The organism is Thioclava sp. ES.031 (assembly GCF_002563775.1).
In the GTDB taxonomy this organism is placed as follows: Bacteria; Pseudomonadota; Alphaproteobacteria; order Rhodobacterales; family Rhodobacteraceae; genus Thioclava.
In genome coordinates this window covers 1,614,606-1,638,593 of sequence record NZ_PDJO01000001.1, presented here as the reverse complement: position 1 = coordinate 1,638,593, position 23,988 = coordinate 1,614,606, and the positions used below count along the sequence as shown (strand labels likewise).

At 65.8% G+C, this 23,988-nt stretch carries 22 protein-coding genes; 12 read left to right on the top strand and 10 right to left on the bottom strand.

The genetic code is table 11. From position 1 onward, the window contains the following. The first annotated feature begins 4 nt into the window (after positions 1–4). The 3 genes from AXZ77_RS07945 (at position 5) to AXZ77_RS07935 (ending at position 2,499) form a co-directional block, all read left to right on the top strand. The gene (locus tag AXZ77_RS07945) at positions 5–703 is read left to right on the top strand and encodes an ABC transporter ATP-binding protein (protein ID WP_098410727.1); all 699 of its coding nucleotides are present in this window, start codon (positions 5–7) and stop codon (positions 701–703) included. Then, a complete protein-coding gene (locus AXZ77_RS07940; RefSeq protein ID WP_098410726.1) occupies positions 700–1,698 on the top strand; it encodes a hypothetical protein in 999 nt (332 codons plus the stop codon). Before AXZ77_RS07945 ends, AXZ77_RS07940 begins: the two co-directional genes overlap by 4 nt. A gap of 105 nt (positions 1,699–1,803) precedes the next feature. Further along, positions 1,804–2,499: an SDR family NAD(P)-dependent oxidoreductase gene (locus AXZ77_RS07935; protein ID WP_098410725.1), complete on the top strand. Its 696-nt coding sequence runs from the start codon at positions 1,804–1,806 to the stop codon at positions 2,497–2,499. Between the two features lie 12 nt (positions 2,500–2,511). Here the strand turns inward: AXZ77_RS07935 and AXZ77_RS07930 are convergent, their stop codons facing one another. Further along, positions 2,512–4,188 (bottom strand): thiamine pyrophosphate-binding protein, encoded by a 1,677-nt coding sequence (locus tag AXZ77_RS07930; protein WP_098410724.1) that lies wholly within the window; start codon positions 4,186–4,188, stop codon positions 2,512–2,514. 111 nt (positions 4,189–4,299) lie between these two features. After that, entirely contained in the window at positions 4,300–5,214 is a 915-nt protein-coding gene (gene yghX, locus AXZ77_RS07925; protein ID WP_098410723.1) for a YghX family hydrolase, read from the bottom strand. A gap of 307 nt (positions 5,215–5,521) precedes the next feature. Here yghX and AXZ77_RS07920 point away from each other — a divergent pair, with 307 nt between their 5' ends. Together AXZ77_RS07920 and AXZ77_RS07915 are read left to right on the top strand one after the other, a co-directional pair. Beyond that, the gene (locus AXZ77_RS07920) at positions 5,522–6,589 is read left to right on the top strand and encodes an HlyD family secretion protein (RefSeq protein ID WP_255266435.1); all 1,068 of its coding nucleotides are present in this window, start codon (positions 5,522–5,524) and stop codon (positions 6,587–6,589) included. 12 nt (positions 6,590–6,601) lie between these two features. Further along, on the top strand, positions 6,602–8,590 hold the full coding sequence (locus tag AXZ77_RS07915) for a glycosyltransferase (RefSeq protein ID WP_098410721.1): 1,989 nt from the start codon (positions 6,602–6,604) through the stop codon (positions 8,588–8,590). A gap of 18 nt (positions 8,591–8,608) precedes the next feature. Here the strand turns inward: AXZ77_RS07915 and AXZ77_RS07910 are convergent, their stop codons facing one another. After that, positions 8,609–9,187: a hypothetical protein gene (locus tag AXZ77_RS07910; RefSeq protein ID WP_098410720.1), complete on the bottom strand. Its 579-nt coding sequence runs from the start codon at positions 9,185–9,187 to the stop codon at positions 8,609–8,611. 301 nt (positions 9,188–9,488) lie between these two features. Here AXZ77_RS07910 and AXZ77_RS07905 point away from each other — a divergent pair, with 301 nt between their 5' ends. After that, the gene (locus AXZ77_RS07905; RefSeq protein WP_098410719.1) at positions 9,489–10,610 is read left to right on the top strand and encodes a cache domain-containing protein; all 1,122 of its coding nucleotides are present in this window, start codon (positions 9,489–9,491) and stop codon (positions 10,608–10,610) included. Positions 10,611–10,678: 68 nt separating this feature from the next. On the opposite strand, the gene AXZ77_RS07900 is transcribed toward AXZ77_RS07905, so the two are convergent. Beyond that, positions 10,679–11,245 (bottom strand): PAS and helix-turn-helix domain-containing protein, encoded by a 567-nt coding sequence (locus AXZ77_RS07900; protein ID WP_244176527.1) that lies wholly within the window; start codon positions 11,243–11,245, stop codon positions 10,679–10,681. A 94-nt stretch (positions 11,246–11,339) separates the two neighbouring features. Here AXZ77_RS07900 and AXZ77_RS07895 point away from each other — a divergent pair, with 94 nt between their 5' ends. The 3 genes from AXZ77_RS07895 to AXZ77_RS07885 are packed head-to-tail and all read left to right on the top strand — an operon-like array spanning position 11,340 to position 14,808. Then, a complete protein-coding gene (locus AXZ77_RS07895; RefSeq protein ID WP_098410718.1) occupies positions 11,340–12,506 on the top strand; it encodes an acetyl-CoA acetyltransferase in 1,167 nt (388 codons plus the stop codon). After that, entirely contained in the window at positions 12,503–14,005 is a 1,503-nt protein-coding gene (locus tag AXZ77_RS07890; RefSeq protein ID WP_098410717.1) for a class I adenylate-forming enzyme family protein, read from the top strand. The genes AXZ77_RS07895 and AXZ77_RS07890 overlap by 4 nt, the downstream gene beginning before the upstream one ends. Then, positions 14,005–14,808, top strand: a complete 804-nt coding sequence (locus AXZ77_RS07885; RefSeq protein WP_098410716.1) for a 3-hydroxybutyrate dehydrogenase — start codon at positions 14,005–14,007, stop codon at positions 14,806–14,808. Before AXZ77_RS07890 ends, AXZ77_RS07885 begins: the two co-directional genes overlap by 1 nt. Before the next feature lie 107 nt (positions 14,809–14,915). Here the strand turns inward: AXZ77_RS07885 and AXZ77_RS07880 are convergent, their stop codons facing one another. From AXZ77_RS07880 to AXZ77_RS07870, 3 genes are all read right to left on the bottom strand, one after another. Next, positions 14,916–16,454 (bottom strand): tripartite tricarboxylate transporter permease, encoded by a 1,539-nt coding sequence (locus AXZ77_RS07880; protein WP_098412475.1) that lies wholly within the window; start codon positions 16,452–16,454, stop codon positions 14,916–14,918. Between the two features lie 9 nt (positions 16,455–16,463). After that, the gene (locus AXZ77_RS07875) at positions 16,464–16,895 is read right to left on the bottom strand and encodes a tripartite tricarboxylate transporter TctB family protein (protein ID WP_078599173.1); all 432 of its coding nucleotides are present in this window, start codon (positions 16,893–16,895) and stop codon (positions 16,464–16,466) included. A gap of 67 nt (positions 16,896–16,962) precedes the next feature. Then, complete coding sequence (locus tag AXZ77_RS07870; RefSeq protein ID WP_218000477.1) at positions 16,963–17,928, bottom strand: tripartite tricarboxylate transporter substrate binding protein; 966 nt, start codon at positions 17,926–17,928, stop codon at positions 16,963–16,965. Positions 17,929–18,042: 114 nt separating this feature from the next. On the opposite strand from AXZ77_RS07870, the gene AXZ77_RS07865 reads away from it, so the two are divergent. Genes AXZ77_RS07865 through AXZ77_RS07855 form a run of 3 tightly spaced genes read left to right on the top strand, consistent with a single transcriptional unit; the run spans position 18,043 to position 21,177 of the window. Beyond that, a complete protein-coding gene (locus tag AXZ77_RS07865; RefSeq protein ID WP_098410714.1) occupies positions 18,043–18,723 on the top strand; it encodes a response regulator transcription factor in 681 nt (226 codons plus the stop codon). Continuing rightward, positions 18,710–20,128 (top strand): sensor histidine kinase, encoded by a 1,419-nt coding sequence (locus AXZ77_RS07860; RefSeq protein ID WP_098410713.1) that lies wholly within the window; start codon positions 18,710–18,712, stop codon positions 20,126–20,128. Before AXZ77_RS07865 ends, AXZ77_RS07860 begins: the two co-directional genes overlap by 14 nt. Next, entirely contained in the window at positions 20,125–21,177 is a 1,053-nt protein-coding gene (locus AXZ77_RS07855) for an ABC transporter substrate-binding protein (RefSeq protein WP_098410712.1), read from the top strand. The genes AXZ77_RS07860 and AXZ77_RS07855 overlap by 4 nt, the downstream gene beginning before the upstream one ends. A gap of 8 nt (positions 21,178–21,185) precedes the next feature. On the opposite strand, the gene AXZ77_RS07850 is transcribed toward AXZ77_RS07855, so the two are convergent. Genes AXZ77_RS07850 through AXZ77_RS07840 form a run of 3 tightly spaced genes read right to left on the bottom strand, consistent with a single transcriptional unit; the run spans position 21,186 to position 23,900 of the window. Beyond that, positions 21,186–21,659, bottom strand: coding sequence for a flavin reductase family protein (locus tag AXZ77_RS07850; RefSeq protein WP_098410711.1), 474 nt, complete (start codon positions 21,657–21,659; stop codon positions 21,186–21,188). Next, a complete protein-coding gene (locus AXZ77_RS07845; protein ID WP_098410710.1) occupies positions 21,646–22,275 on the bottom strand; it encodes an FAD synthetase family protein in 630 nt (209 codons plus the stop codon). Before AXZ77_RS07845 ends, AXZ77_RS07850 begins: the two co-directional genes overlap by 14 nt. Before the next feature lie 59 nt (positions 22,276–22,334). Then, complete coding sequence (locus tag AXZ77_RS07840; protein WP_098410709.1) at positions 22,335–23,900, bottom strand: 4-hydroxyphenylacetate 3-hydroxylase N-terminal domain-containing protein; 1,566 nt, start codon at positions 23,898–23,900, stop codon at positions 22,335–22,337. Between the last annotated feature and the right edge of the window lie 88 nt (positions 23,901–23,988).

The window sequence follows — 23,988 nt, the reverse complement described above, 5'->3', positions numbered from 1 at the left end:
CCCCATGATCACACTGCAATCCGTGACCAAGACCTATAATGCGGGCCGCCCCAATGCCGTGACCGCGCTGGACGGGATCGACCTGACGATCGAGGGCCGGGCCGTCACCGTTCTCAAGGGACCGTCGGGCTCGGGGAAATCCTCGCTCCTGTCGGTCGTCGCCTGCATGGCGCGCCCCTCCACGGGCCGCGTCAGCCTCGATGGCGAGGTCGTCTCGGGCCTGCCCGAGCACTTCCAGACCGAACTGCGGCGCGAGCGGTTCGGCTTCATCTTCCAGCGGTTCAACCTCGTGCGCGGGCTGACCGTGCTGGAAAACGTGATGCTGCCAGCCGCGCCGCTGGGCCAGCCCTTCGGGGAGTTGCACGAACGGGCGATGGACCGGATCGAGGCGCTGGGTCTGGGGCCGCGCGCCCAGACCCGGATCGAGCTGCTCTCGGGCGGCGAGGCACAGCGCGCGGCGATCGCGCGGGCGCTCATCAACGATCCCCCGATCCTGATCGCAGACGAGCCCACGGCCAATCTCGACAGCGCGCTTTCCGAGACTTTCCTGCAGATCGTCGCCGAGGAGAAAGCGCGCGGGCGCACCGTCATCATGTCGAGCCACGACCCCCGCGTCTGGGGCGCGGACTGCGTCGACCGGGTGGTGGCGATGCGTGACGGGCGGATCGAGGACGCGCCCGCCCAGCAGGAGCCGCAGCCATGATCTTTCAAACGCCGATCATGGCGCTGTTGCTGGTGGCGGGTCTGGCCGCGCTGACGGCGCTCTGGGCGGGCGGCTTCGCCGTCACCGTGCTGCGCCGCTGGGATCTGACGGATATGGGCGCGCGCCAGCTGCGCATGGAGCGCATGACCGAGCTGGTCTCGACCCTCTTCGCCGCTGTCATGCTGGCCGAGCTCGCCGCGCTTTTGCTGTTCGTCTTCAATGCCGACCGGATGTCGTCGCTATTCGTCGGCGCGATGTGCGCCGTCGGCACGCTCAACGTAAACGATTACGGCTTCCCCGCGCTCTATCTCAAGATCGGCGTGTTCTTCGCCGCCGTGATCTGGCTGATCCTCGACCGGGCCGACAGGCTGGGACGGGACTACCCGCTGACCCGCGTGAAATACGCAGCCCTTTTGGCGATCACGCCGCTGATCCTTGCCGATGGCGCGGTCGAGTTGAGCTATTTCCTCGACATGCAGACCGATGTCATCACCTCGTGCTGCTCGAAACTGTTCACGCCGAACAACCCTAATCTCGCGAACCAGATGGCGGGCGTCGGCGAAGCGCAGGCGCTCTGGCTGCTTGGCCTCACCGCGCTGATCGCCTTGGCTACGGGGATCGCGGCGTTGATCCGCAAGCGCGGCTACGGGCTTTACGCGCTGGCCTCGGCGCTGGTGTTCGGGATGGGGCTGACCGCGATCGTCGCCACGATCTCGCTCTATATCTATGAAAACCCCAACCATCATTGCCCGTTCTGCATCCTCAAGCCCGAATACGGCTATGTCGGCTACGCGCTGTATGTGCCGCTGTTTCTGGCCACCGCAGCCGGGCTTGGGGCGGGCGCGCTCAGCCCGTTTCAAAAGCGCGCCTCGCTGGCCGGGCCGCTGCCGGGCTTGATGCGGCGGCTGCTGATCTGGTCGATGGCCGGGTTCGCAAGCTTCGGGATCGTCTGCCTGATCGTGATCTGGCGCTCGCATCTGATCCTCTTCGGCTAAGCTGTCCGCGATGCGGACGGCTCCGATTTGGGCCATTGTCGCGCCGGGCTATGTCGTAAGGCATCCGCGCGGGGCGCGGAAACGCGAACTGGAGGAGGACAGACCATGAGCAAGGCACAGGCGGTGATAATCGGAGTGGGCGACGGGCTTTCAGCCGCAGTGGCACGAGAGCTCGCGCCCGATTATGACCTGACGCTGGCGGCTCGCAGCGCCGAGAAGATGCAGGCGCTGGCCAAGGAAACCGGCGCGCGCATGGTGCAGCTGGACGCGACCGACGAGGCCGCGATTGCCGATCTGTTCGACGCCCTGCCCGCGCCGCCGCGCGTCGTCGTCTACAACCCGTCTGGCCGGGTGCGTGGCCCGGTAGCGGAACTCGATGCCGAGGACGTTCGCGCCGCCGTCGAGATCACCGCAATCGGGGCGTTTCTCACCGGCAAACACGCCGCGCGGCGGATGCTCGAAGCCGAGCCTACCGAGGGCACTCGCGGCACGATTCTGTTCACCGGGGCCTCCGCCGGGGTGAAAGGCTTCGCGCGCTCCGCCCCCTTCGCGATGGGGAAATTCGCGCAGCGCGGACTGGCCGAAAGCATGGCGCGCGAATTGCACCCGCAAGGCATCCATGTCGCCTGGGTGAATATCGACGGCATGATCCTCAATCCGGGCCGCAGCGAGGCGCCCGACAAGCCCGGCTCGATGCTACGCCCCGAGGCGATCGCAAAGACCTATCGCCAGCTGATCGAGCAGGATCGCAGCGCCTGGACGAACGAAATCACGCTGCGCCCCTGGGTCGAGACATTCTGAGGCGGCACGCGCTCAGCGCCCCTTGCCCGCCTCCAGCGCCGCGGCCCGCATCGCAGAGAGCGACTGACGCGGAGTGAGCGCCTCGGGCGAGATCACGAGGTCCAGCACCGCGCCGGTCTCGGACGCCCGCGCCCGTTCGAACGCGGCGGCGAAATCCTCCGTCCGCTCGACCCGCTCGCCGTGGAAGCCATAGGCCTTCGCCAGCGCCGCGAAATCCGGGTTCACCGCCATCGAGGTGCCCGACACACGGGTCGGATAATTGCGCTCCTGATGGGCCCGGATCGTGCCGTAAATCCCGTTATTGAGGATCAGGATGATCGGCTGCGCGCCCGCCTGCGCGGCGGTGGCAAGCTCCTGCGAGGTCATCTGGAAATCGCCATCGCCCGCGAAGCAGACCACCGTTTTCTCGGGCTGCGCCACCTTGGCGGCAATCGCGGCGGGCACCCCGTAGCCCATCGCGCCCGATTGCGGCGCAAGCAGCGTGGCGTTCGGCCCGAAGCGGAAGAACCGCCCCGGCCAGACCGCGAAATTGCCCGCCCCGTTGGTCAGGATCATATCCTCGGGGAGGTGCTCACGCAGATAGGCGCAGACCTTGCCCATATCGACCGGCGAAGGCAGATTGGGCAGATCGAAGCCCGCCTCATAGGCCGCGCGGCCCTCGGCCCGCCAGTCGGCCCAGTCACCCTTGACCGGCTCCAGCGCGCCAAGGGCTGCAGCAAAGGCGTTCGGTCCGGCTTGGATGCCCAGTTTGGGGCGGTAGATCTTGCCGATCTCCAGATCCGAGCCGTGGACATGGATCAGCCGCTGCGCGGGCTGCGGCACATCCAAGAGTGTGTAGCCATCGGTCGTGTTCTCGCCAAAGCGCGCATTGATCGCGAGGATCACGTCGGCCTCGCGCATCAGGCGCTTCACATGCGGCGCCATCCCGACGCCCGCATCGCCGCAGAAGACGGGCGAATTATTGTCGAACTGGTCCTGATAGCGAAAGACGGAAAGAACAGGGATATCAGAGACTTCCGCGAAGGACTTAATGGGCGCGGTACCGTCCCCGCGCCAGTTGCACCCGCCATAGAGGATCAGCGGACGCTTGGCCCCGGCCAGCATCGCGCGCAGTTCGCCCATCGCGACCGGATCGGGCTGCGGTTCGGTGATCCGGACGGGCGCGCTAAGCGGCGCGGCCTCGGTCATCGACGTCAGCATATCCTCGGGCAATGCCACCACGACCGGACCGGGCCGCCCGCTCACAGCCATCGTCCAGGCACGCGAGAGGATTTCGGGGATACGCTCGACCCGGTCGATCTCGACCGCCCATTTCGCCATGGTGCCGAAGACCGCCTTGTAATCGAGCTCCTGAAACGCCTCGCGGCCCTTCATATCGGTGCCGACCTGCCCCACGAAGAGGATCATCGGCGCGGAATCCTGCATCGCCGTATGCACCCCGATCGAGGCATTGGTGGCCCCGGGGCCGCGCGTGACCATGCAGATGCCGGGCTCCCCGGTCAGTTTGCCGTAAGCCGCGGCCATGAAGCTCGCCCCGCCTTCCTGACGGCACAGCACGAAATCCAGCGTGCCTTGCGTGTCATGGAGCGCGTCGAGCACCGCGAGATAGCTCTCGCCCGGCACCCCGAACGCCTTGCGCGCACCAAGCCCCACAAGGCTTTCGACCAGAAGTTGTCCACCGTTTCTCATGCGCGCGCCTCTCTTCCCTCGTGCCGCCCGCGCATCGGCGCGGCGCTTTCGAGAGGCCTAGCACGCGCCAAATCCGAGCGCACCCCCGGCAGGCCGCGAGCGCGCGGCGGCTTATCCGGCGAGGTAGGTCCGGAACCACGCGATCATGCGCTCCTCGGCGAGCTTCGCGGCGGCCTCGTCGTAGCGCGGCGTCGTGTCGTTGTGGAACCCGTGGTTCACGCCCGGATAGATATAGGCCTCGTAGCGCTTGTCGTTCTCCTCGAGCGCCTTTTGATACTCCGGCCACATCGCGTTGATCCGCTGATCGAGCGCTGCGAGCTGGATCATCAGCGGCGCCTCTATCATCGCGACCTGCGCAGAGTCGGGCGCGGCGCCATAGAACGGCACGCCCGCACCCATCTCGGGATAGGCGACGGCGAGTTTGTTCACCACGCCCCCGCCATAGCAGAACCCGGTCGCACCGACCTTGCCATTGGTTCCGTCGAGCGTCTGGAGATACTCGAACCCGGCGAAGAAATCATTGAGCAGCGCGCCCTGATCGAGGCTGCGCTGCATCGTGCGCCCCTCGTCGTCATTGCCCGGATAGCCCCCGAGCGAGGACAGCCCATCGGGCCCCATCGCCACGAAGCCCGCCTTGGCGAGCCGGCGCACGACGTCGCGGATATAAGGGTTGAGCCCGCGGTTCTCATGCACGACGAGGATCGCCGCGGGCGGGCGCTCCGGGTCGATCTGTGCCGGGCGCACCAGATAGGCGGCGATCTCTCCGGTGCCGTTCGGACTGGAATAGGTGATGTCCTCGCCCAGAATGTCGGGATCGTCCTCGGCCACCTGCTGGGCCAGCGCGTAATCGGGTGCGAGCGCCCCGAGGATCGCCAGCGCGGTCACGCCGCCCACTGCCCATTTCCCCGCCCGATCAAGAAATTCCCGTTTCGAGATCTTGCCATGGACATAGTAATCGTAAAGATCGAGAAGTTCCTGGTCGAAATCGGCCGCCGTCAAGCGACGCGCATTGGCTGGGTCGGTCATGGTGAATCCTCCTCCTGAACTGGAAGAGTATATCACGAGCGCGCGCGTTTCCGTCGCGTTATCGACGGACCTCTCGGGCCCGGAAACGGCCATATCCAGCACGGGCCGCTCCGCATCACAAACCAATTATTCGACCTTGGTCCCCGGGTTGTATCTTGCAATTACGTTACGTTTATAGGTTGTTTAAAATCTAGGCCCCGCCGCCCAGAAACGAGCAACATAGAGGAGCCCCGAGTTGAAAACTGTTCGCCCTGTTATCGGTATTATTTTGGTTGCGGGCGCTCTTTGGGTGATCGTCGGAGAGCAGATGTCGGGCGTCAGCGCGGATGCCGTGGTCAATGCGCCCGTGGTCACGGTGCGCAGCAGCACCGCCGGCAAGCTGTCGATGCCGAAACGACCGCTTGGCGCCCATGTCGACAAAGGCGAGCGGCTGGCCACCGTCGACGATGTCCTCTCGGACACGATCCGTCTCAACGATTTGCGGATGGAAGTGACGAATGCGGAGGCGAATGTCGCGCGGATCAAGAGCGACCTCGCCGCCAAACGCACGCAACGCGACGCCTATAGCGCGCGCAGCAAGCTCTATCGCGCGCATCGCATCGCCGAGATCGAGACGAAACTGAAATTCGCCCGCGCGCGGCTCGACCGGCTGCAGCCCGATGCGCAAAGCTCGGAGACGAGTGCGACGAAAGTGGCGCAGACCGCCCCTGCCGCCCCGGCGGAGAATGGCCCCGTGACGCAGGCGCGCGAAGACGTGGCGCTGCTCGAAAACGCGCTCGATGCCGCCAAGTCCGGCGTCTATCTGGGCGACGGCTATAACGACGCCCCGAGCTCCGAACAGCGCGGCGCGCTTCTCGACGAGGAGATCGCCTCGCTCGAAGCAGACCTCACCGAGGCCGAGGCCCGCGTCAAGACGCTCGACGCCCGCCGGTCGAAGGAACAGACGCGGGTGAACACCCTGACATCGAGCCAGGTGACATCGCCCGCGAACGGCATCTACTGGGAAACCCTGCAGGCGGATGGTGTCACGGTGCAGCGGGGCGACCCGATCATGTCGATTGTCGATTTCGATGTCTCGCTGGTGACCGCCTCGGTGAGCGAAGGCGTCTATAACGGCCTCAAGGTGGGCGATTCCGCGACCTTCAAGCTGGCCTCGCGCGACAGGATCTACGATGCGACGATCGCCCGGCTCGCGGGCAGCGGCGCGGCGCGCGTCTACCAGCATCTCGCCATCGCGCCGAGCCAGAAACATCTCGAGCGCTACGATGTGACCCTTCTCGTCCCGGAACTGAAATCCGATCCCGATCTCGACTGTCCCGTGGGGCGGACCGGGCGGGTGTTCTTCGAGCACCGCCCCCTCGACTTCCTGCGCTAAGGGCGGGGCGGCATGGTCTTCTATCCGCAACTGGGAGAGCTTGGCTCGGCGGCGATGCAGCTCATCCTCGTGGTGGGTATCACCGCCATTCTGCCGAGCTTCGTCAAACCGCGCCGCAACTGGCACCGTGCGGTGCTTCTGGGGATCAGTGCAGTGCTGGCGCTGCGCTATATCTGGTGGCGCGCGACCGAGACCCTCGCCCCGCCCGGCCTGACGCTGGATGCTCTGGCGAGCTGGTCGCTCTTCGGTCTCGAAGCCTTCACCATGATCGGATCGCTCAGCGCCTTTCTCGTCCTGTCGCGGATCAAGCTGCGCAGCGAGGAAGCGGATCAATACGCCAATCTCCCGACCGAAAAAGAACCGCTCGTCGCGATCCTGATCGCCACCTATAACGAGGATCGTGACGTTCTCGAACGCACCATCGTCGGCGCCAAATTCCTGCGCCATCGCAACAAGATGATCATGGTCTGCGACGACAGCCGCCGCGACTGGCTGCGCGATTTTTGCGAGACCAAGGGCGTGCGCTATATGCGCCGGGCCGACAATGAGGGGCAGAAGGCGGGCAATATCAACCACGCGCTGGACCGGCTGGCCGAGGAAGAGGTGCAGCCCGATTTCGTGGCGATCCTCGATGCGGATTTCGTGCCCCATCGCGGCTTCATCTCGCGCACGCTGGCGCTGTTTCACGACCCCGAGGTGGGTCTCGTGCAGACGCCACAGCATTTCTTCAACTCCGACCCGATCCAGCACAATTTCAAGCTCGACAACTCCTACCCCGACGAGCAGCGCTTCTTCTTCGACCAGATGCAGCCCGCGCGCGACGGCTGGGGCATCGCCTTTTGCTGCGGCACTTCCTCGGTCTGCCGCTGGAGTGCGCTGCGCGAGATCGGCGGCTTCAACACCGAGAGCGTGACCGAGGATTTCATGCTGACGCTGGCGTTGCAGAATGCAGGCTGGCGCACCGTCTATCTGGCCGAGCCGCTGACCGAAGGCCTCGCCCCGGAAGGCCTCAAGGAATACATCACCCAGCGCGCCCGCTGGTGCCTCGGCCTGATGCAGATCGCGCGGTCCTCGCTCGGCCCGTTCTCGAAAAGCAACCTGCGACTGCGCGACCGCTGGAGCGTCATCGACTCGATCTTCTACTGGACCACGACCTTCCCCTTCCGGATCGCGGCGATCTGCTACCCCCTGCTCTACTGGTATTTCAACATCACGGTAGTGAATGCAGGCCTCGCGGATGTGCTGAGCTATTTCGGGGTCTATTACCTGTGGAGCCTGATGATACTGAACATGCTCAGCCGCGGCATGGTCGTGCCGCTCCTGAACGACGTGAGCCAGCTGATCGGCGCGATTCCGATCGCCCGCGCCGCCTTCACCGGCTTGCTGCGGCCCCATGGGCATCCGTTTTCGGTGACGGCGAAAGGCGGGGATCGGTCGAAGGTCGTCGTGCAATGGCGGATCATGATGCCGTTCCTGATCCTGTTTTTCCTGACGCTGGGCGGCCTTCTGATCGGGATCATCTGGGATCGCTTCGCCTATTTCGACGCAGGCGACGGCAAATGGGTGATCCTGTTCTGGACGATCTATAACCTGTTCCTGCTGGCGGCGACCTGCCGCGCCTGCGTGGAGCTGCCCCGGCGCGAAATCCATGTGGCCGATGAGCCCGAGCGGATTTCCTTCGAATCCGACGGCACGGAATACTGGGTCTGGATGACCTCGTTCACGATGGACACGGTGCGCCTGCGCGGCCTGACTCTGCCGGAACAGACCCGGGGGATGCTGACGATCGACCAGATCACCGACCCGATCGAGTGCTACGTCATCGCGAAGACACGCGATGGCGCGCGGCTCCAGCTTCTGCCGACCGAGGAGCAGCGCGAAGAGTTGTTCGTGCGCTTCTATGCCGAAGGGAACGAGCCGGGCGTCAGCCATGTCCGCGCAAGCGCGCTTCTGCACGACATCTACCGCCGGTTCCTGCCGAAATTCTCCTCGGACGAGTGAGCCTGCGGGCGCCGCGAATTAATAGGTGTTAATGGAAAGGCCGACGAAGGCTTCCTTGGCCAAGGCGCGCCACCCCGCCCGGATCGAGACCGGCCCGCCGTCGATTTTCTGGGTCACCGCGATGGTGCGCTCGGAATAGGTGTCGCTCCCGCCCGCGGAGAGTTCCAGCCCCAGCCCGGAGCGGTTCCCGGCCTGAAACAGCGCGAACCAGTCCTGATCGATCGTGTTGTATTGCCCCAGCATGAAGACATGCCCGAAGCTGGTCGGCGTATACCGCTCCAGCCCCACGCGCGCGCCAAGTCGCCAGCTATCGTCCGCCAAGGTGCGACCGATGCTGGGGCCGAGTTTCAGCGTGCCGACTCCCTCGAGCGCGAAGTCCCGCGTCACGGCTGCGCCGGTGGACCATCCGCCTTCGTAATCAGAGAAATTTGCGCTGAAGCTCACCTTCCCGCGCGACATCGAAAAGACCGTGTCGGAGGTGTTCTTCGCCGCGTCGAACTGCAGAAAAGTGCCGTCCGCGCAAGCCTGCGACCCCGCCCCCAGCGACAGTGCCAGACAGGTCGCGATCGCGACGCTCACCCCGTAATTCTTGTGCATTTAGCGCTTCCTGTAAGCCTGTATCCTAGACCTTTGCGGCCTTCATTTTCTGTTCTGCTTTTCCGCGCCGCGGCGCAACCGGTTCATGCTGCCACGCCCCGAAATTCGCGGGACGTCCCTGTCAGCGCGAAGCCTCAAAATCGAGTGTTCGGCATCGCCCTGGACTTTGCAAGCGCGCCCCGTCCCGGCATCAGCAAAATTTAACCAAGAAGTGGGCGCCCACCATTTTCTCGCCGTATTTACTCAGTAACCATGATTTAAATCGGACCCCTTCTACAATTAGCGTAGGATTGAAGCGAAGATGACCATTCGGCGACAACACAATCTCGGGGGCATTTTCCGACGCACCGCTCTGGCGATGGTGCTCGTCGTGGCAGCGACGGCCGTCTTCGTCGCCAAGGTCGTCTCGGATCAGGCCCATGAATTTCAGACCGCGATCGAGCACAAGCTCGTCCTCAGAGGCTCGGATGCGATCGCGCTCAGCTTCAACACGGCCCTGATGCGCGAATGGGACAGTATGCATGCCGTTGCGCGAAGCATCGGCACCGCGTCGCAAGACGACATCAACAAGTTCATGGACGCCGTCGCCCGCACCGGGGGTCAGGTCGCCTGGGCAGGCTTCGCCGCGCCCGATGGCACGATCATCTCCGGCTCGAACGGCTATGAGGTCGGCAAGAATGTCAGCTCCAAGCGGTGGTTCCGCGATGGTATCCGCGTGCCGTCGGTCGACTCGATCACCGAGACGGCCACGAATGCGCAGACCGGCAAGATGGAGTATTTCCTGAACCTCTCGACCCCCGTGAAGGGCGCGAACGGCCAGAAGATCGGCGTGCTGGTCTACCGCGTGCGGATCGCATGGGTGCGCAGCTTCCTGTTCGAGGCGAGCAAGGAGCTCGGCATCGACGTGGTCGTGCAGGACATCAACGGCGACACCGTCATCGACACCCGTCACGAGAGCACGCCCCTGCCCAAGAGCCTGACGTCGAGCGCGAGCCTGCGCAGCAAGTCCTCCGGCGTCTTCCACCTTGTCGACGGCAAGGACGGCGGAACCTATGCCTTTGCGCCGGATTTCGTCTGGAACAAACTGCCCAACTTCGGCTGGCGCGTCTTCGCGGTTCTGCGCCGCGACAACATCTCGAATGATCTGCCGGTTTTGACGCAGGTGACGCTGGCGACGGTCGCAGCTGCGGCGCTGTGCCTACTCGCCGTGACGCTCGTGTTCCTCAAGCTGCTGCTGCGCCCGGTCGAGCGGCTGGCGGAGGATGCCAAGAGCATCGCGAACGGCAACTACGTCTTCCCCGAAGAAGCGACGAGCTCTCAGGAAGCCGCCTCGCTATCGAGCGCGCTCGCGATCATCCAGAGCAAGCTCACCCCGCAGCGTAGCGAGCGGCCACCCCGCCAGACACCTGAACCGCATTCCTGATTTGGGCCGGATCTGGAAACGAGACATAAAGGGGCGCATCGGCGCCCCTTTTTCCTTTGGGGACACGTCTAGAGCGGCAGCCCCGTCAGCCGCGCCACCAGTTCGGCGGTGTTGCGCGCGCCAAGCTTGGCCTGCAGTCGCGCGCGATGCGCCTCTGCCGTGCGCGGCGACAGTTCCAGCACCCGCGCGATCTCCTTGTTGGTCTGCCCCTCGGCCAGAAGGGCTGCCACCTGCCGCTCGCGTGCGGTCAGATCGACGACGGGCCGTAATTCCGACAGATCAGCAAAGCTCCAGACAGCGCGGGCGAAGGGGTCGTCGGGCGTCAGCGACTGACCCCGCACCCGGCACCAGAACAAAGACCCGTCGCGACGCTGCATGATCCGCTCATCGGCATAGCGCCCGGTCTCGCGCATCCGCCGCAAGCCGATCTCGCCGATGCGAAGGAATTCCTCCTGCGACGGGTAGAGCACCGCGAGCGAGCGCTGCGGCAACTCGTCTTCGCGATAGCCGAAACTCTCGCAAAACCGCGCGTTGCACCGCTCGATCACCCGGTCGCGGGTGACCGCCAGCCCGACCGGCGCATGCTCGAACGCCAGCAGCGCCATCTCATCGCTGTCCAGCAGGTCCTGCTCCATCCTCTCCTCCCGATAGCGTAGTTCTACGAATAGAGGTCGCGCCGCCCCTGCGCTAGTCTCCCCCGCAACGGAGGATCATTGGGAGGAGACCCGCATGGACGCGAAGATCGTCGGCTGGGGCCATACGAAATTCGGCAAGCTGGAGGGGCGCACGCTCGAGGACCTGGTTCTCGAAGCGGGCGGCGGCGCGCTGGAGCACGCAGGGATCGACCCGGCAGAGATCGACGGCATCTGGCTGGGCCATTTCAACGCCGGGCTGGTGCCGGACGGGTTCGCAAGCTCGCTGGCGCTGGGGATCGACGACAGGATGCGCTTCACGCCTGCGACCCGCGTGGAGAATGCCTGCGCGTCGGGCTCGGCTGCGATCTATGCCGCGCGCGATGCGATCCGCTCGAGCCGGGTGAAGGCCGCGCTGGTGATCGGGGCCGAGAAGATGACCGCGAAGGACACCGCCGGCGTCACCGAGGCGCTGGCCGGGGCGTCTTACCAGATGGAGGAAGCGGGCGTTTCCTTCCCGCAGATTTTCGCACGGTTTGCGCAGGCCTATTATCAGGCGCATGGCGACCGCTCGGCCGCGCTGGCCCGGATCGCCGCGAAAAACCACCACAATGCGCTGGCCAATCCGCTGGCGCAGATGCGCAAGGATGTGGGGTTCGAATTCTGTAACACGGTCAGCGACAAGAACCCGATGATCGCCCCGCCCCTGCGGATGACCGATTGCTCGCTGATTTCCGACGGGGCGGCGGCGCTGGTCATGGTCGCCGATGACCGCGCGGGCGATTTCGCCAATTCCATCGCGTTCCGCGCCGCCGAGCAGGTCAGTGACTACCTGCCGATGTCGCGCCGCGATCTGCTGGCCTTCGAAGGCCCGGCAGAGGCCTTCCGCCGCGCCTATGCTTCGGCGGGCGTGGGGGTCGACGATCTCTCCTTCGCCGAGGTCCATGACTGTTTCACCATCGCGGAACTGCTCGTCTACGAGGCGATGGGGCTTGCGCCGCAAGGCGCGGGCGCGCGGGCCATCGACGACGGTCTGGTGCTGCGCGACGGGCGTCTGCCGGTGAATGTCTCGGGCGGGTTGAAGGCCAAGGGCCATCCCGTGGGCGCGACCGGCGTGTCGATGCATGTGCTGGCCGCGATGCAGCTCACCGGTCAGGCGGGCGAGATGCAACTGCCCGGCGCGGAACTGGGCTGCGTCTTCAACATGGGCGGCTCGGGCGTCGCGAATTACTGCTCCATCCTCGAAGCGGAGCGCGCGGCATGAACCCGGCGGAGTGGCTGATCCGCAGCTCGGTCCGCACGCCGGACGCCCCTGCGCTACTGCAGGGCGAAGAGCTGCGTGCGACCTATGCGCAATTCGCCGACCGCGCCGCCCGGATCGGGGCGGCGCTGGTCACGAAAGGGATCGCTCCGGGCGACCGCGTGGCGCTGTTCGCCAAGAACTGCCCCGAATATCTAGAGGCGATCTATGGTATCTGGTTCGCAGGCGCGGTGGCGGTGCCGATCAACGGCAAGCTGCACCCGCGCGAGGCCGCATGGATCGTTGAGGCTTCCGAGGCGAAGCTGGCCTTCACCGGCGACCCGGGGATCGATCTGGGCGTCGAGACCGTGGACCTGAAAGGCCCGGCCTATGCCGATCTTCTGCGCCATGATCCGATGCCCGCCCCGGTCGAGATCATTGAGACCGAGACGGTCTGGCTGTTCTACACCTCCGGCACGACCGGGCGGCCCAAGGGCGTGTGCATCACCTCGGCCAATGTGCAGGCGATGTGTCTGGGCTATTTCTCGGATGTCGACAGCGTGGAACCGCAGGACGCGATCCTCTACGCCGCGCCGATGTCGCATGGCGCGGGGCTTTACAATTTCGTCCATGTGATGCGCGGGGCGCGCCATGTGGTGCCGCACTCGGGCGGGTTCGAGGCGGACGAAATCCTCGATCTCGCGCCGAAGCTGCAACATGTCTCGATGTTCGCCGCCCCCACGATGATCCGCCGTCTGGTGGACCGCGCCCGCGCCACGGGCCAGACCGGCGAGGGCATCAAGACGATCGTCTATGGCGGCGGGCCGATGTATGTCGCCGATATCATCGACGCGGTCGAAGTGATGGGGCCGCGCTTCGTCCAGATTTACGGCCAGGGCGAGAGCCCGATGACGATCACCGCCCTGTCGCGCGAGCTGGTCGCCGACCGCAGCCATCCACGCTGGCGTGAGCGTCTGGCCTCGGTCGGTCAGGCGCAGAGCCCGGTCGCGGTGCGCATCGCCGACAGCGAGGGCCGCGCCCTGCCCGCGGGCGAGACCGGCGAGATTCTGGTGCGCGGGGCAGCCGTCATGGGCGGCTATTGGCAGAACCCCGAGGCAAGCGCGAAGGCGCTCCGCGACGGCTGGCTCTGGACCGGCGATCTGGGCACGATGGATGCGGACGGCTTCGTCACGCTGCAGGACCGCTCGAAGGACGTGATCATCTCGGGCGGCACGAATATCTACCCCCGCGAGGTCGAGGAGGCGCTGCTCTTGCACCCTTCGGTCCACGAGGTCGCGGTGGTCGGAAAGCCCGATCCGGAATGGGGCGAGAGCGTCGTGGCCTTCGTCACGCCCGCGCCGGAGACCGAGATCGACCCCGCCGCCCTCGATCAACATTGCTGCGAGCAGATCGCGCGGTTCAAGCGCCCCAAGGCGTATCGCGTGGTGACGCAGCTTCCCAAGAACAATTACGGCAAGGTCCTCAAGACCGAGCTGCGCAAGAAAGTGACGGAGGAGGACTAATGTCGCGACTGGATGGAAAGACGGCTCTGGTAACGGGTTCGGTGCAAGGCATCGGGCTTGCGATCGCGAAATCGCTGGCCGAGGCGGGCGCGCGCATTGCATTGCACGGTTTGGCCGATGAGGCGCAGGTCGCCGAGGCGACAGCGGTGCTGGAGGCCGCGGGCGCGCCCGAGGTGAAGTTCTTCGACGCCGATATGGCTGATCCGGCACAGATCGACGCGATGATGGATGCGGTCGAGGCGTGGGGCGGCGCGGATATCCTCGTGAACAATGCAGGCATCCAGCGCACGGTCAGCCTCGCCGAGGCCACGCCCGAGATCTGGAACGCCATTCTCGCGGTGAACCTGTCGGGCGCGTTCCACACGATGCGCCGCGCGATGCCGGGCATGGCCGAGCGCGGTTATGGCCGCGTCGTGAACATCGCCTCAGTGCATGGGCTCGTGGCCTCGGCCAACAAGGCGCCCTATGTCGCCTCGAAATTCGGTCTGGTGGGCATGAGCCGGGTCGCCGCACTGGAATATGCGCAGGCGGGCACGCGCGAGGCGGGCGGCGTGACGGTGAACTGCATCTGTCCGGGCTGGACCGAGACCGACATTCTCGGCCCCCAGATCGCGGAACGCGCAGCGGCGCATGGTGGCGACCGGGCGGCGGGGATCGCGGATCTTCTGGCGGAAAAGCAGCCCACCCGGCGCATGTCCGATCCCTCCGAGATCGGGGCGCTCGCGCTGTGGCTCTGTGCGCCGATCGCGCACAACGTGACCGGCACCTCGATCCCCGTCGATGGCGGCTGGACCACGCAATAAGGCTCGGAGGTGAGAAAGGGGCGGCGGATTGACCACCGCCGCCCCTGCCTTCGATCCGGCGCAGGCCCCGCTTGGGAGGAGCGGGGCCTGCGTTTGGGGGTGCGGTCTCAGTCCGAGATCGCCCCCTCGTCATCGCGGCGCTCATGCATCCGCGCCTTCACGAAGCGGCTCAGGAACAGCGGCAGAATGAAGCCGATGATCGCCACCGCCCACAGCCCGATCGCAAGCGGGCTGCCGACCAGCGTCCAGTAATCGCCGTTCGAGATCGTCACGGCCCGGCGCAGGTTGTTCTCCATCGTGTTGCCCAGGAGCGTGCCGAGGATGATCGGCACCAGCGGCACGTCGAGCTTGCGCAGCACCCAGCCCATCACGCCGAAGCCGATCATCACCAGCAGATCGAAGCTGGAGCCGGAGATGCCATAGATCCCCACGAAGGAGACCATCGCGACGATCGGCATCAGGATGCGCGGCGGGATCATCAGCACGCGGGTGAAGATGCCCACCATCGGGATATTCATCGCGAGCAGCATGAAGTTGGCGATGAAGAGCGCCGCGATCAGGCCCCAGACCACATCGGGGTTGTTCTGGAACAGCAAGGGGCCGGGCGTGATGTTGAGCGACAAAAGCACCGCCAGCAGCACCGCCGTGGTGCCCGAGCCCGGCACGCCAAGCGCCAGCATCGGCACAAGCGCACCGCCTGCCGCGGCGTTATTGCCCGCCTCGGGCGCCGCGACACCGCGCGGATCGCCCGTGCCGAAGGTGTTCTTGCGGTCCACCAGCTTCTTCTCCATCGAGTAGGAGATGAAAGAGCCCAGCGACGCCCCTGCCCCCGGCAGCACGCCCGCGACGAAGCCGAGGAAGGAGGAACGCAGCATCGACGGCGTCGTCTCTTTCACCATCTTCCACGGCGGCGTGATGCGCCCGACCGAGACCTTGTGGCCCGCGCCGGTGGCCGAGCCGTGACGGTGTTCGAGGAAGATGAACACTTCCGACAGCGCGAAGAGGCCGACGATGGCGACGAGGAAATCGAGCCCGTCATAGAGGTGGACCTCGCCGAAGGTCAGACGCGGCACGCCGGTCTGGGTGTCCACCCCGATCACCGACAGACCGAGGCCCAGCATCGCGGCGAAAGCCGATTTCGCCTGATTGGTCGAGGAGACCCCGCCCAGCGTGGCAAAGGCCAGTGCGAAGAGGGCGAAATATTCCGCCGGTCCGAACAGCAGCGCGAATTTCACCAGCTGCGGCGCCAGCAGGATCAGCCCCCAGGTCGCAAAGAAGGCGCCCACGAAGCTCGCGATGCCCGACAGCGACAGCGCCTCGCCCGCAAGGCCTTTCTTGGCCATCGGATAGCCGTCGAGACAGGTCATCATCGCGGGCTCGTCGCCCGGAATGTTCAGCAGGATCGAACTGATCCGCCCGCCATACATCGCCCCGTAATAAACGCTCGTCAGCAGGATCAGCGACGGCGTGGCGCCCAGCCCCAGCGTGAAGGCCAGCGGGATCAGGATCGCGACGCCATTGGACGGCCCGAGGCCGGGCAGCGCGCCCATCATGGTGCCAAGGAACGTGCCCAGCAGGGCGAGCAGCAGGTTCTCGAAGGTCAGAGCGGTGTGAAAACCGTCTGCGAGTGACATTAAGGTGTCCATCATATCACCTCAGAAACCGAAGGGGCCGCTGGCGAGCGAGAGGCCCAGCACCAGCTTGAAAATTACGTAGATACCGATCGAGGTGGCGACGCCGACGACGACGGATTGCAGCGGCCCTGTCCCCAGCCGCCAGGTCAGGTAGGCGCTGGCAAAAGCGGTCGCGATCAGGAAGCCCACGACGGGCAGGAACTCGGCATAGAGGATCATCACCACAACGGCGGCGAGGATTTCGGCGAGCCGGGCGAGGCTTGGCCAGACCGGGTCGGGATCGGGGCGCAGTAAGATCACGAGCGAGGCCAGCCCGAGGATCACCGCGATCACCAGCGGGAAGGTTTTGGGCCCCACCGCATCCGACAGGAAACTTTCTTGGATTTGCAGCGTCGCCCAGCCGTAGAACAGCGCGAGGCACAGGCCGACGGCGCCGAAGATGCGATCACTCATGATCCCCTCCCTTGGTATGAAGGCGCGGCGGCGCTCGAAAGCCCGCCGCGCGCATGGGTTGTCTCGCTTACTTGATGATGCCGATCTGGCGCGAGATGTCCTGGATCTGCTGGACCGAGTTCTGCACGAAGCTCTCGAATTCAGCGCCCTGCAGATTGAGCGGGGCCAGACCGTTGGCCGCCATCACCTGCTTCCACTCGTCGGAGGCGTAGAGCTGGCCAACCTTGTCGACCCACGCCTGATAAGCCTCGTCCGACATGCCGCCCGGCGCGTAGAAGCCGCGCCAGTTGGCGCCGATCGCATCGATGCCCTGCTCTTTCGCGGTCGGGAATTTCGAGAATTCACCCTCCAGCCGCTCGGGCGCGAGCACCGCGATCACACGGATATCGCCCGAGTCGACGAAGCCCTTGGCTTCCGACAGATCGCCGGTGAAGGCCTGCACGGAGCCCGCCAGAAGCTGGGTCACCGCTTCGCCGCCACCGTCGAAGGCGATGTATTTGACCTGACGCACATCGTCGATGCCATAGGCGTCGGCCGCGATCAGAACCTTGAGGTGATCCCAGCCGCCCACGGCCGAGCCACCCGCGACCGAGACGCTGGTCGGGTCGGCCTTGATCTTGTCGAGCAGTTCGGGAAGCGTCTGGATGTCGCTGTCGGCTGCCACGGCGATCACGCCGTAATCCGCGCCGATCGAGCCGACCCAGCGGACCTGATCCATCGAGTTGCCCGGATAGGCGCCTTGGGCCAGACGGGTCGCGGTGGCCGAAGAAGCCGCGACGATCAGGTTGTCGTCGTCATTGCGCTTGTTCACCACTTCGGCGAAGGCCACGCCGCCGCCGCCACCGGCGAGGTTCACGACCTGCATGGTCGAGTCGATCAGACCCAGATCCTGCATGGATTTGCCGACCTGACGGCAGGTGAAGTCCCAGCCGCCGCCGGGGTTCGCGGGCGCGATGCATTCCTGCGCCGAGGCGCCGGTCGCAACGGTAAGTGCCGCTGCAGCAATCGCCGCGCGCATGAGTTTAAAAGCCATGATATGTCCTCCACTGTCCGCCCGTTGCCTCCCGCAGCGGGCTATGGGACGGGTTTTACCGCTTGAACCTGTCACGAACCTGTCACAGGCTCAGAGCCGGAATAGGGAGGACGGATGCGGCTCTTGCTTGTCGAAGATGCCGAGGAGCTGGCCGAGGCCACGCAGCGCAGGCTTGCGCGCTCGGGCATGGCCTGCGATCTCGCCGCCACCGTCGAGGAAGCGCGCGACTTTCTGGCGGTGCAGGCCTATGACGCGGTGATCCTCGACATCAACCTGCCCGATGGCACCGGCACCGACCTTTTGCGCGAGATGCGCGCGCAGGCCGCGATGATGCCGGTGCTGATGTTGACCGCGCAATTCTCGGTCGACGACAAGATTTCCGCCTTCCAGCTCGGGGCGGACGATTATCTTGTAAAACCCTTTGATCACCGGGAGTTGGAGGCAAGACTTCATGCGATCGGGCGGCGGCAGACGGCGGATCGCTCCGCCGATCTGGAGCTTGGCCATCTGCGCTATAACGCGACGGCGGGCAGCGCCTCGGTCGGGGATCAGCCGCTGAAGCTGACGGGCCGCGAATTCGCGCTGCTGGGCCTGCTGATGCGCAATGCGGGGCAAGTGATGTCGAAGGACCGGCTGCACGAGGGGCTCTACGCTTTCGACGACGCGGTGCCGGGCGACAATGCGATCGAGCTTTATATCGCGCGGCTGCGCAAGAAGATCGCGGGCAGCGGGGTCGAGATCGAGACCCTGCGCGGACGCGGCTACCGTCTGGCGGCGCGCGATGGCGATGTCTGACGGCGTGCGCTCCCGCGAGATCGGCATTTCCGCCACGCGCTCGCTGACCGCGCGGCTTGTCACCGGGCTGTCGGGTCTGATGATCGTCGGCGGGCTGATCCTCGCACTGGCCGCCTTCGCCTATGGGCGCGCGGCGGCGCGCGACGCCTTTGACCGGCTATTGGTGGGCGCGGCCAATGACATCGCCGCCTCGATCTCGATCCGCGACGGCGCGCCGGTCGTCGATCTGCCGGTCTCGGCCTTCGAGCTCTTGGCCCTCGCCCCCGATGACCGCATCGCCTATCAGGTCAGCGGCCCGAAAGGCGCGGTGCTCACGGGCTACGAAGACCTGCCCCGCCCCGGCACGACCGCACAGGATTCCGAGCTGTACGATGCGCGCTTCAAGGGAGAGCCCGCGCGCTACATCCGGGTCACACGCCGTTTCGCGGAACGACAGTTCTCCGGCACGGTAGAGGTGATCGTCGGCCAGACCCTGCGGGCGCGCACCCAGCTTGCGCTCAGCATCACCCGCAATGCGCTTGGCGGGCTGGCGGTCGGCGGCATCGCCATGCTCGCCTTCGCGATCATCATCGTGCATAGCGCGCTGCGCCCGCTGGAGCGGCTGGCCCATCGCATCTCGGAACGCGATCCGCAGGATCTGACCCCGATCCGCGCCGCCGTGCCGCGCGAGGTCGATGTGCTGGTGCAGGCGACGAACGGGTTCATGGGGCGGCTGGACCGGCAATTCGCCACGATGAAAAGCCTGATCTCGGACACTGCGCATCAGCTGCGCACCCCCGTCGCGGCCCTGCGTGCGCAATCCGACCTTGCCGCCGAAGAGGACGACCCGGCGCAGCGCGCGCAGATCGTCGCGAAGATGCATTCCGGCACGGTCCGGTTGAGCCGCCTGCTCGATCAGATGCTGTCGCGTGCGCTTGTGATCCACCGCGCCGACAGTGCGCGACGCGCGCGGGTCGATCTGCGCAACATCGCCTTGGATATCTTCGAGGAAGGCGATCACGCGACCCTCGCGCCGGGGAGCGAAATCCAGCTGGAGATCGCCGAGGCGGAGGTACCCGTGCTGGCCGATGAGCTTTCGCTGTCGGAGGCCGCGAAGAACCTGCTGGGCAATGCGCTGGCACATGGCGAGGCCCCGGTCACCATCGGCGCGGAGCTGCGCGACGGGCGCGCCCGGCTCTGGGTGCGCGACGCAGGCCCCGGCCCCACGCCCGAGCTGCGCGCGCGTCTGGGCGAGCGGTTCGCGCCGGGGCATTCGGACACGCGGCGGCGCGGTGCGTCGAGCGGGCTGGGCCTCGCCATCGCGCAATCGGTGGCGGAGACCTATGGCGGCACGCTCGAGATGGAGAGCGATGCGGCAGGCTTCACCATCGCGATCACCCTGCCCCAGGCCGAGGAGACCACATGATCCGCGCGCTCCTGTCCCTGACGCTCTGGCTCGGCCTGAGCGCCGCCCTCGCGGCCGCAGAGCCCGAGGCCGTGCGCACCTTCGGCCCCGATCAGCCCGCGCGCGAGATCACCCTGCGCACCACGACCGATGTCGGCATCCTCGCCCCCGCCGTCGAGGCGTTTCTGGACACCCAGCCCGGCCTCGCGATCCGGTTCGAGCAATGGGGCTCGAACGATCTCTACGAGATTTCCGAAGCCGATTGCGCGTCCGGCAAACCCGGTGCCGATCTGGTGATCAGCTCGGGCGTGCAGCATGTGGTGAAGCTGGTGAACGACAATTGCGCGGCCACTTGGGTCTCGCCCGAGACCACGGCGCTGCCGAAGGAGCTGCGCTGGCGCGATCAGGTCTGGGGCATCTCGCGCGAGCCTGCGGTGATGATCTACAACCGCGCGCTGGTCCCGCCCGAGGACGTGCCGCGCACGCGCTTCGATCTGGTCGACCTGCTGCGCCCCGCGCAATCGCCCTACAGGGGCAAGGTCGCGACCTATGATATCGCGGATTCCGGGCTGGGCTTCCTCTTCGCCTTTCTCGACAGTCAGGAGGCCAGCACCTTCGGCGCGCTGATGGAGGCCTTTGCGCGCTCCGGCGCGGTCGCCACCTGCTGCTCGGCCGAGATCATCGACGGCGTCGCGGGCGGGCGCTACCTGATCGCCTATAATATCCTCGGCTCCTATGCGGCGCAGGCGGCGCGCGACAATCCCGATCTGGGCATCATCGCGCCCGCCGATTACACGCTGGTTCTGTCGCGCGCAGCCTATCTGCCGGGGCGCGAGCCCAACCCGACCGCCGCGAAACTGCTGGATTTCCTGCTCTCGCCCGCCGGCAAGCGGGCGCTGGCGGAGACCAAGCTGATCGACCCGATCACGCGCGACGGTGGCGGCAGCGACAGCGACGAGACGCTGGCGCTGCAACGCCTCATCGCGCTTGGCCCGCCGCTACTGGTCGCGACCGACACGATGAAAGCCGCGCGTTTCCTCGAACGCTGGCGCGACATCTTCGCGCAATAGCGCGCTTCTCAACTCGCCAGCGCGCCGAACTTGCCACCGCAGAACAGAAGCGGCCGGGCCTCCAGATCGCGCTCGATCGCGACGACCTTGCCGATGAAAAGCGTGTGATCGCCCGCCTCCACCTCCTGCGCGACCTCGGTCACGAAAACGCACGCAGCCCCCGGCACAACGGGCATCCCGGCGCGCTCGATGAAGGGGTCGTTATGCGCCGGATCGTGGCGGCCCGCGAAATGCATCGCCAGCCCTTCCATCTCGTGATTGAGCACCGAGACCGCGTAGCGCCCCGAGGCGCGCACCTTCTCGCGCAGCTTGCAATTGTGATCGAGCGAGATGGTGATCAGCGGCGGATCGAGCGAGACCGACATGAAGGCGTTGGCCGTCATTCCGTGATCGCCCTCCTCGGTGCGCGTCGAAATCACCGTCACGCCGGTTGCGAAACTGCCGCAAGCGTCGCGCAGATCGCGCGGATCAATTCCGGACATCGAATTCCTCCCCAAATCTCATATCCAGTGTCAGAAGCGCGCCGGACATCAGCGCGGCGGCATCGGTCGAGCCCTGCAGGGCCATGGCCTCGCGCGACCGGCCTTCGGCGCGCAGGCCCCGGATGCGCGTGGACGAGATCACCTCGCCGCCTTCGCACAGCACCGCAGGCGCCAGCGTCACGTCGAAGCGCTCGGCCAGTGTGGTCACGCAGCCCGCCTGTTTCGCGCCGAAGCGGAAATCCGCGCCGACATGGATGCGGGCCGGGTTGATCCGCGCCAGATCGTCCAGAAACGCCTGCGGGCTGCGCGCCGCGTAGCTTTTGCAAAACGACGCCAGCACGATGTAGTCCGGCCCGAGCCGCGCGATCCGGGCGAGTTTCTCCGACACCGGCGACAGTTGCTTGGCGCGCCCGAAGAACACTTTCGGCGGCGGATCGAAGGTCCAGACGACCGACGCGACCCCTGCCGCCCGCGCCTCGGCCACGGCGCGCGAGATCAGCGCCTGATGGCCACGATGGACGCCGTCGAAAGCGCCGATGGTCAGGACGCTCGCGGGCAGCGCGATCTGATCGTCGCGCAGCACCTGCGTCTTCATCCCTGTGAAATCCAAACTCATGGGGCTCCTCCTTCCCCGGGGTCGTGGGCCGCGCGAGGATCCCGCGCAGCCCTTTCGTCTCAGGCCTGGAACCCGCCCTTGAGGCGGTTCACGTCCCAGGGGTTCACGAGATCCTTCGACACCCAGCCGTCGAGGTCGTATTCGCTCATGAAATTGTCGACGAGGCCGCGCATCATATCCAACTCGCCCGTGGCCTGAGCGGTGAACATGGTCTCCATGCGGATCGCTTCGTAATTGCCCGCATAGTTGCTCTCGTAGAGCTCGTGACGACCGCCGAATTCCGAGCCGATCGCGTCCCAGAGAAGCTTCAGCAATTTCACCCGGTCGACCGCGACCATCCCGTTCGAGCCGCGCACGAAGCGGTCGAGATAGGGGCGCACGTCTTCCGATTGGAAATCGAGCGTCGAGGACGGCAGGTAGATCAGACCCGAGGCGACGTGGCGCTCGATCAGCTCTTTGATCCGGCTATAGGCCATCGGCGCGAAGACGCGGTAAGCCATCGCCGAGGACGATTTCGGCGCGAGATAGCCATCGGTTCCGGCCCAGTCGTCGGGGTTCATCACCATTGCGTCGCTGAGGCCCCAGAACAGGTTACGCCAGCCGATCACCTCGCCCACCGCCGTTTGCGGACCGCGGAAGCCGCCTGCCCCGGTCGCGTCGAGTGCCTTGGAGAACAGGCCCGCGATGAAGTCGAGCTTCACCGCCAGACGGGTGCAGCCATGCAGCGTGAAGCGCGGCGCGAAGCCGGAGGCCGGGAAGAAGCCGTTCACCTTCTCGATATCGCCATAGAGGAACAGGTTCTCCCACGGCACGAGCACCTTGTCGAAGACGAGGATCGCGTCGTTCTCATCGAGGCGCGAGGACAGCGGGTAGTCGAAGGGCGTGCCCATGACGGCGGCGTTCAACTCGTAGGACGCGCGCGAGATCAGCTTCACGCCGGGGCTGTCCATCGGCGCGGTGAAGGTCAGTGCGAACTTCTTGTCTTTGATCGGCACGCCGTAATAGCCGATGAAATTGTAATGCGTCAGCGCCGAGCCGGTCGCGACCACTTTCGCGCCGGACACCACGATGCCCGCATCGGTTTCCTTCTCGACCTGCATGAACACGTCGCCGGTCTCCTCAGCCGGCAGGTGACGGTCGATCGGCGGGTTGATGATCGCGTGGTTCCAGTAATCGAGACGCTCCTGCGACTTGGCATACCAGTTCTTCGCGTTCTGCTCGTATTCTCCATAATAGCCGGAATTCGCGCCCAGCGTGCCTAGGAAGGCCGCCTTGTAATCCGGGGCACGGCCCATCCAGCCGTTTGCCACGCGCTGCGTGGCGGCGATGGCGTCGCGGCCCGCTATCAGGTCTTCTTTCGTCTTCGCGCCCTTGAAGAACGGGTGCGTCCATCCGCCCGAGCCGGTATCGGTGGGCCGCCCGATCGTGTCCTTCTCGGCATGCAGCTTGTCATACCAGCGCGCCACCATGCGCGACGAGTTGCGAAATGCCGGGTGCTTGGTCACATCCTTGACGCGCTCGCCATGGACATAGACCTCACGGGCGTCCTGCAGGCTCGCGAGATATTCGTCACCGGTATAGGGGGTCGTGACGCCGCTTTGGGCGTCTTTCACTTGGTCTTTCATGGTTCCTCCTCCATCAGGTCGGATGAACGAAAGACATGTCCGACCTGTCCCCATCACGGTGCCGGAGCCGGGCTGATACCGAAAGGTA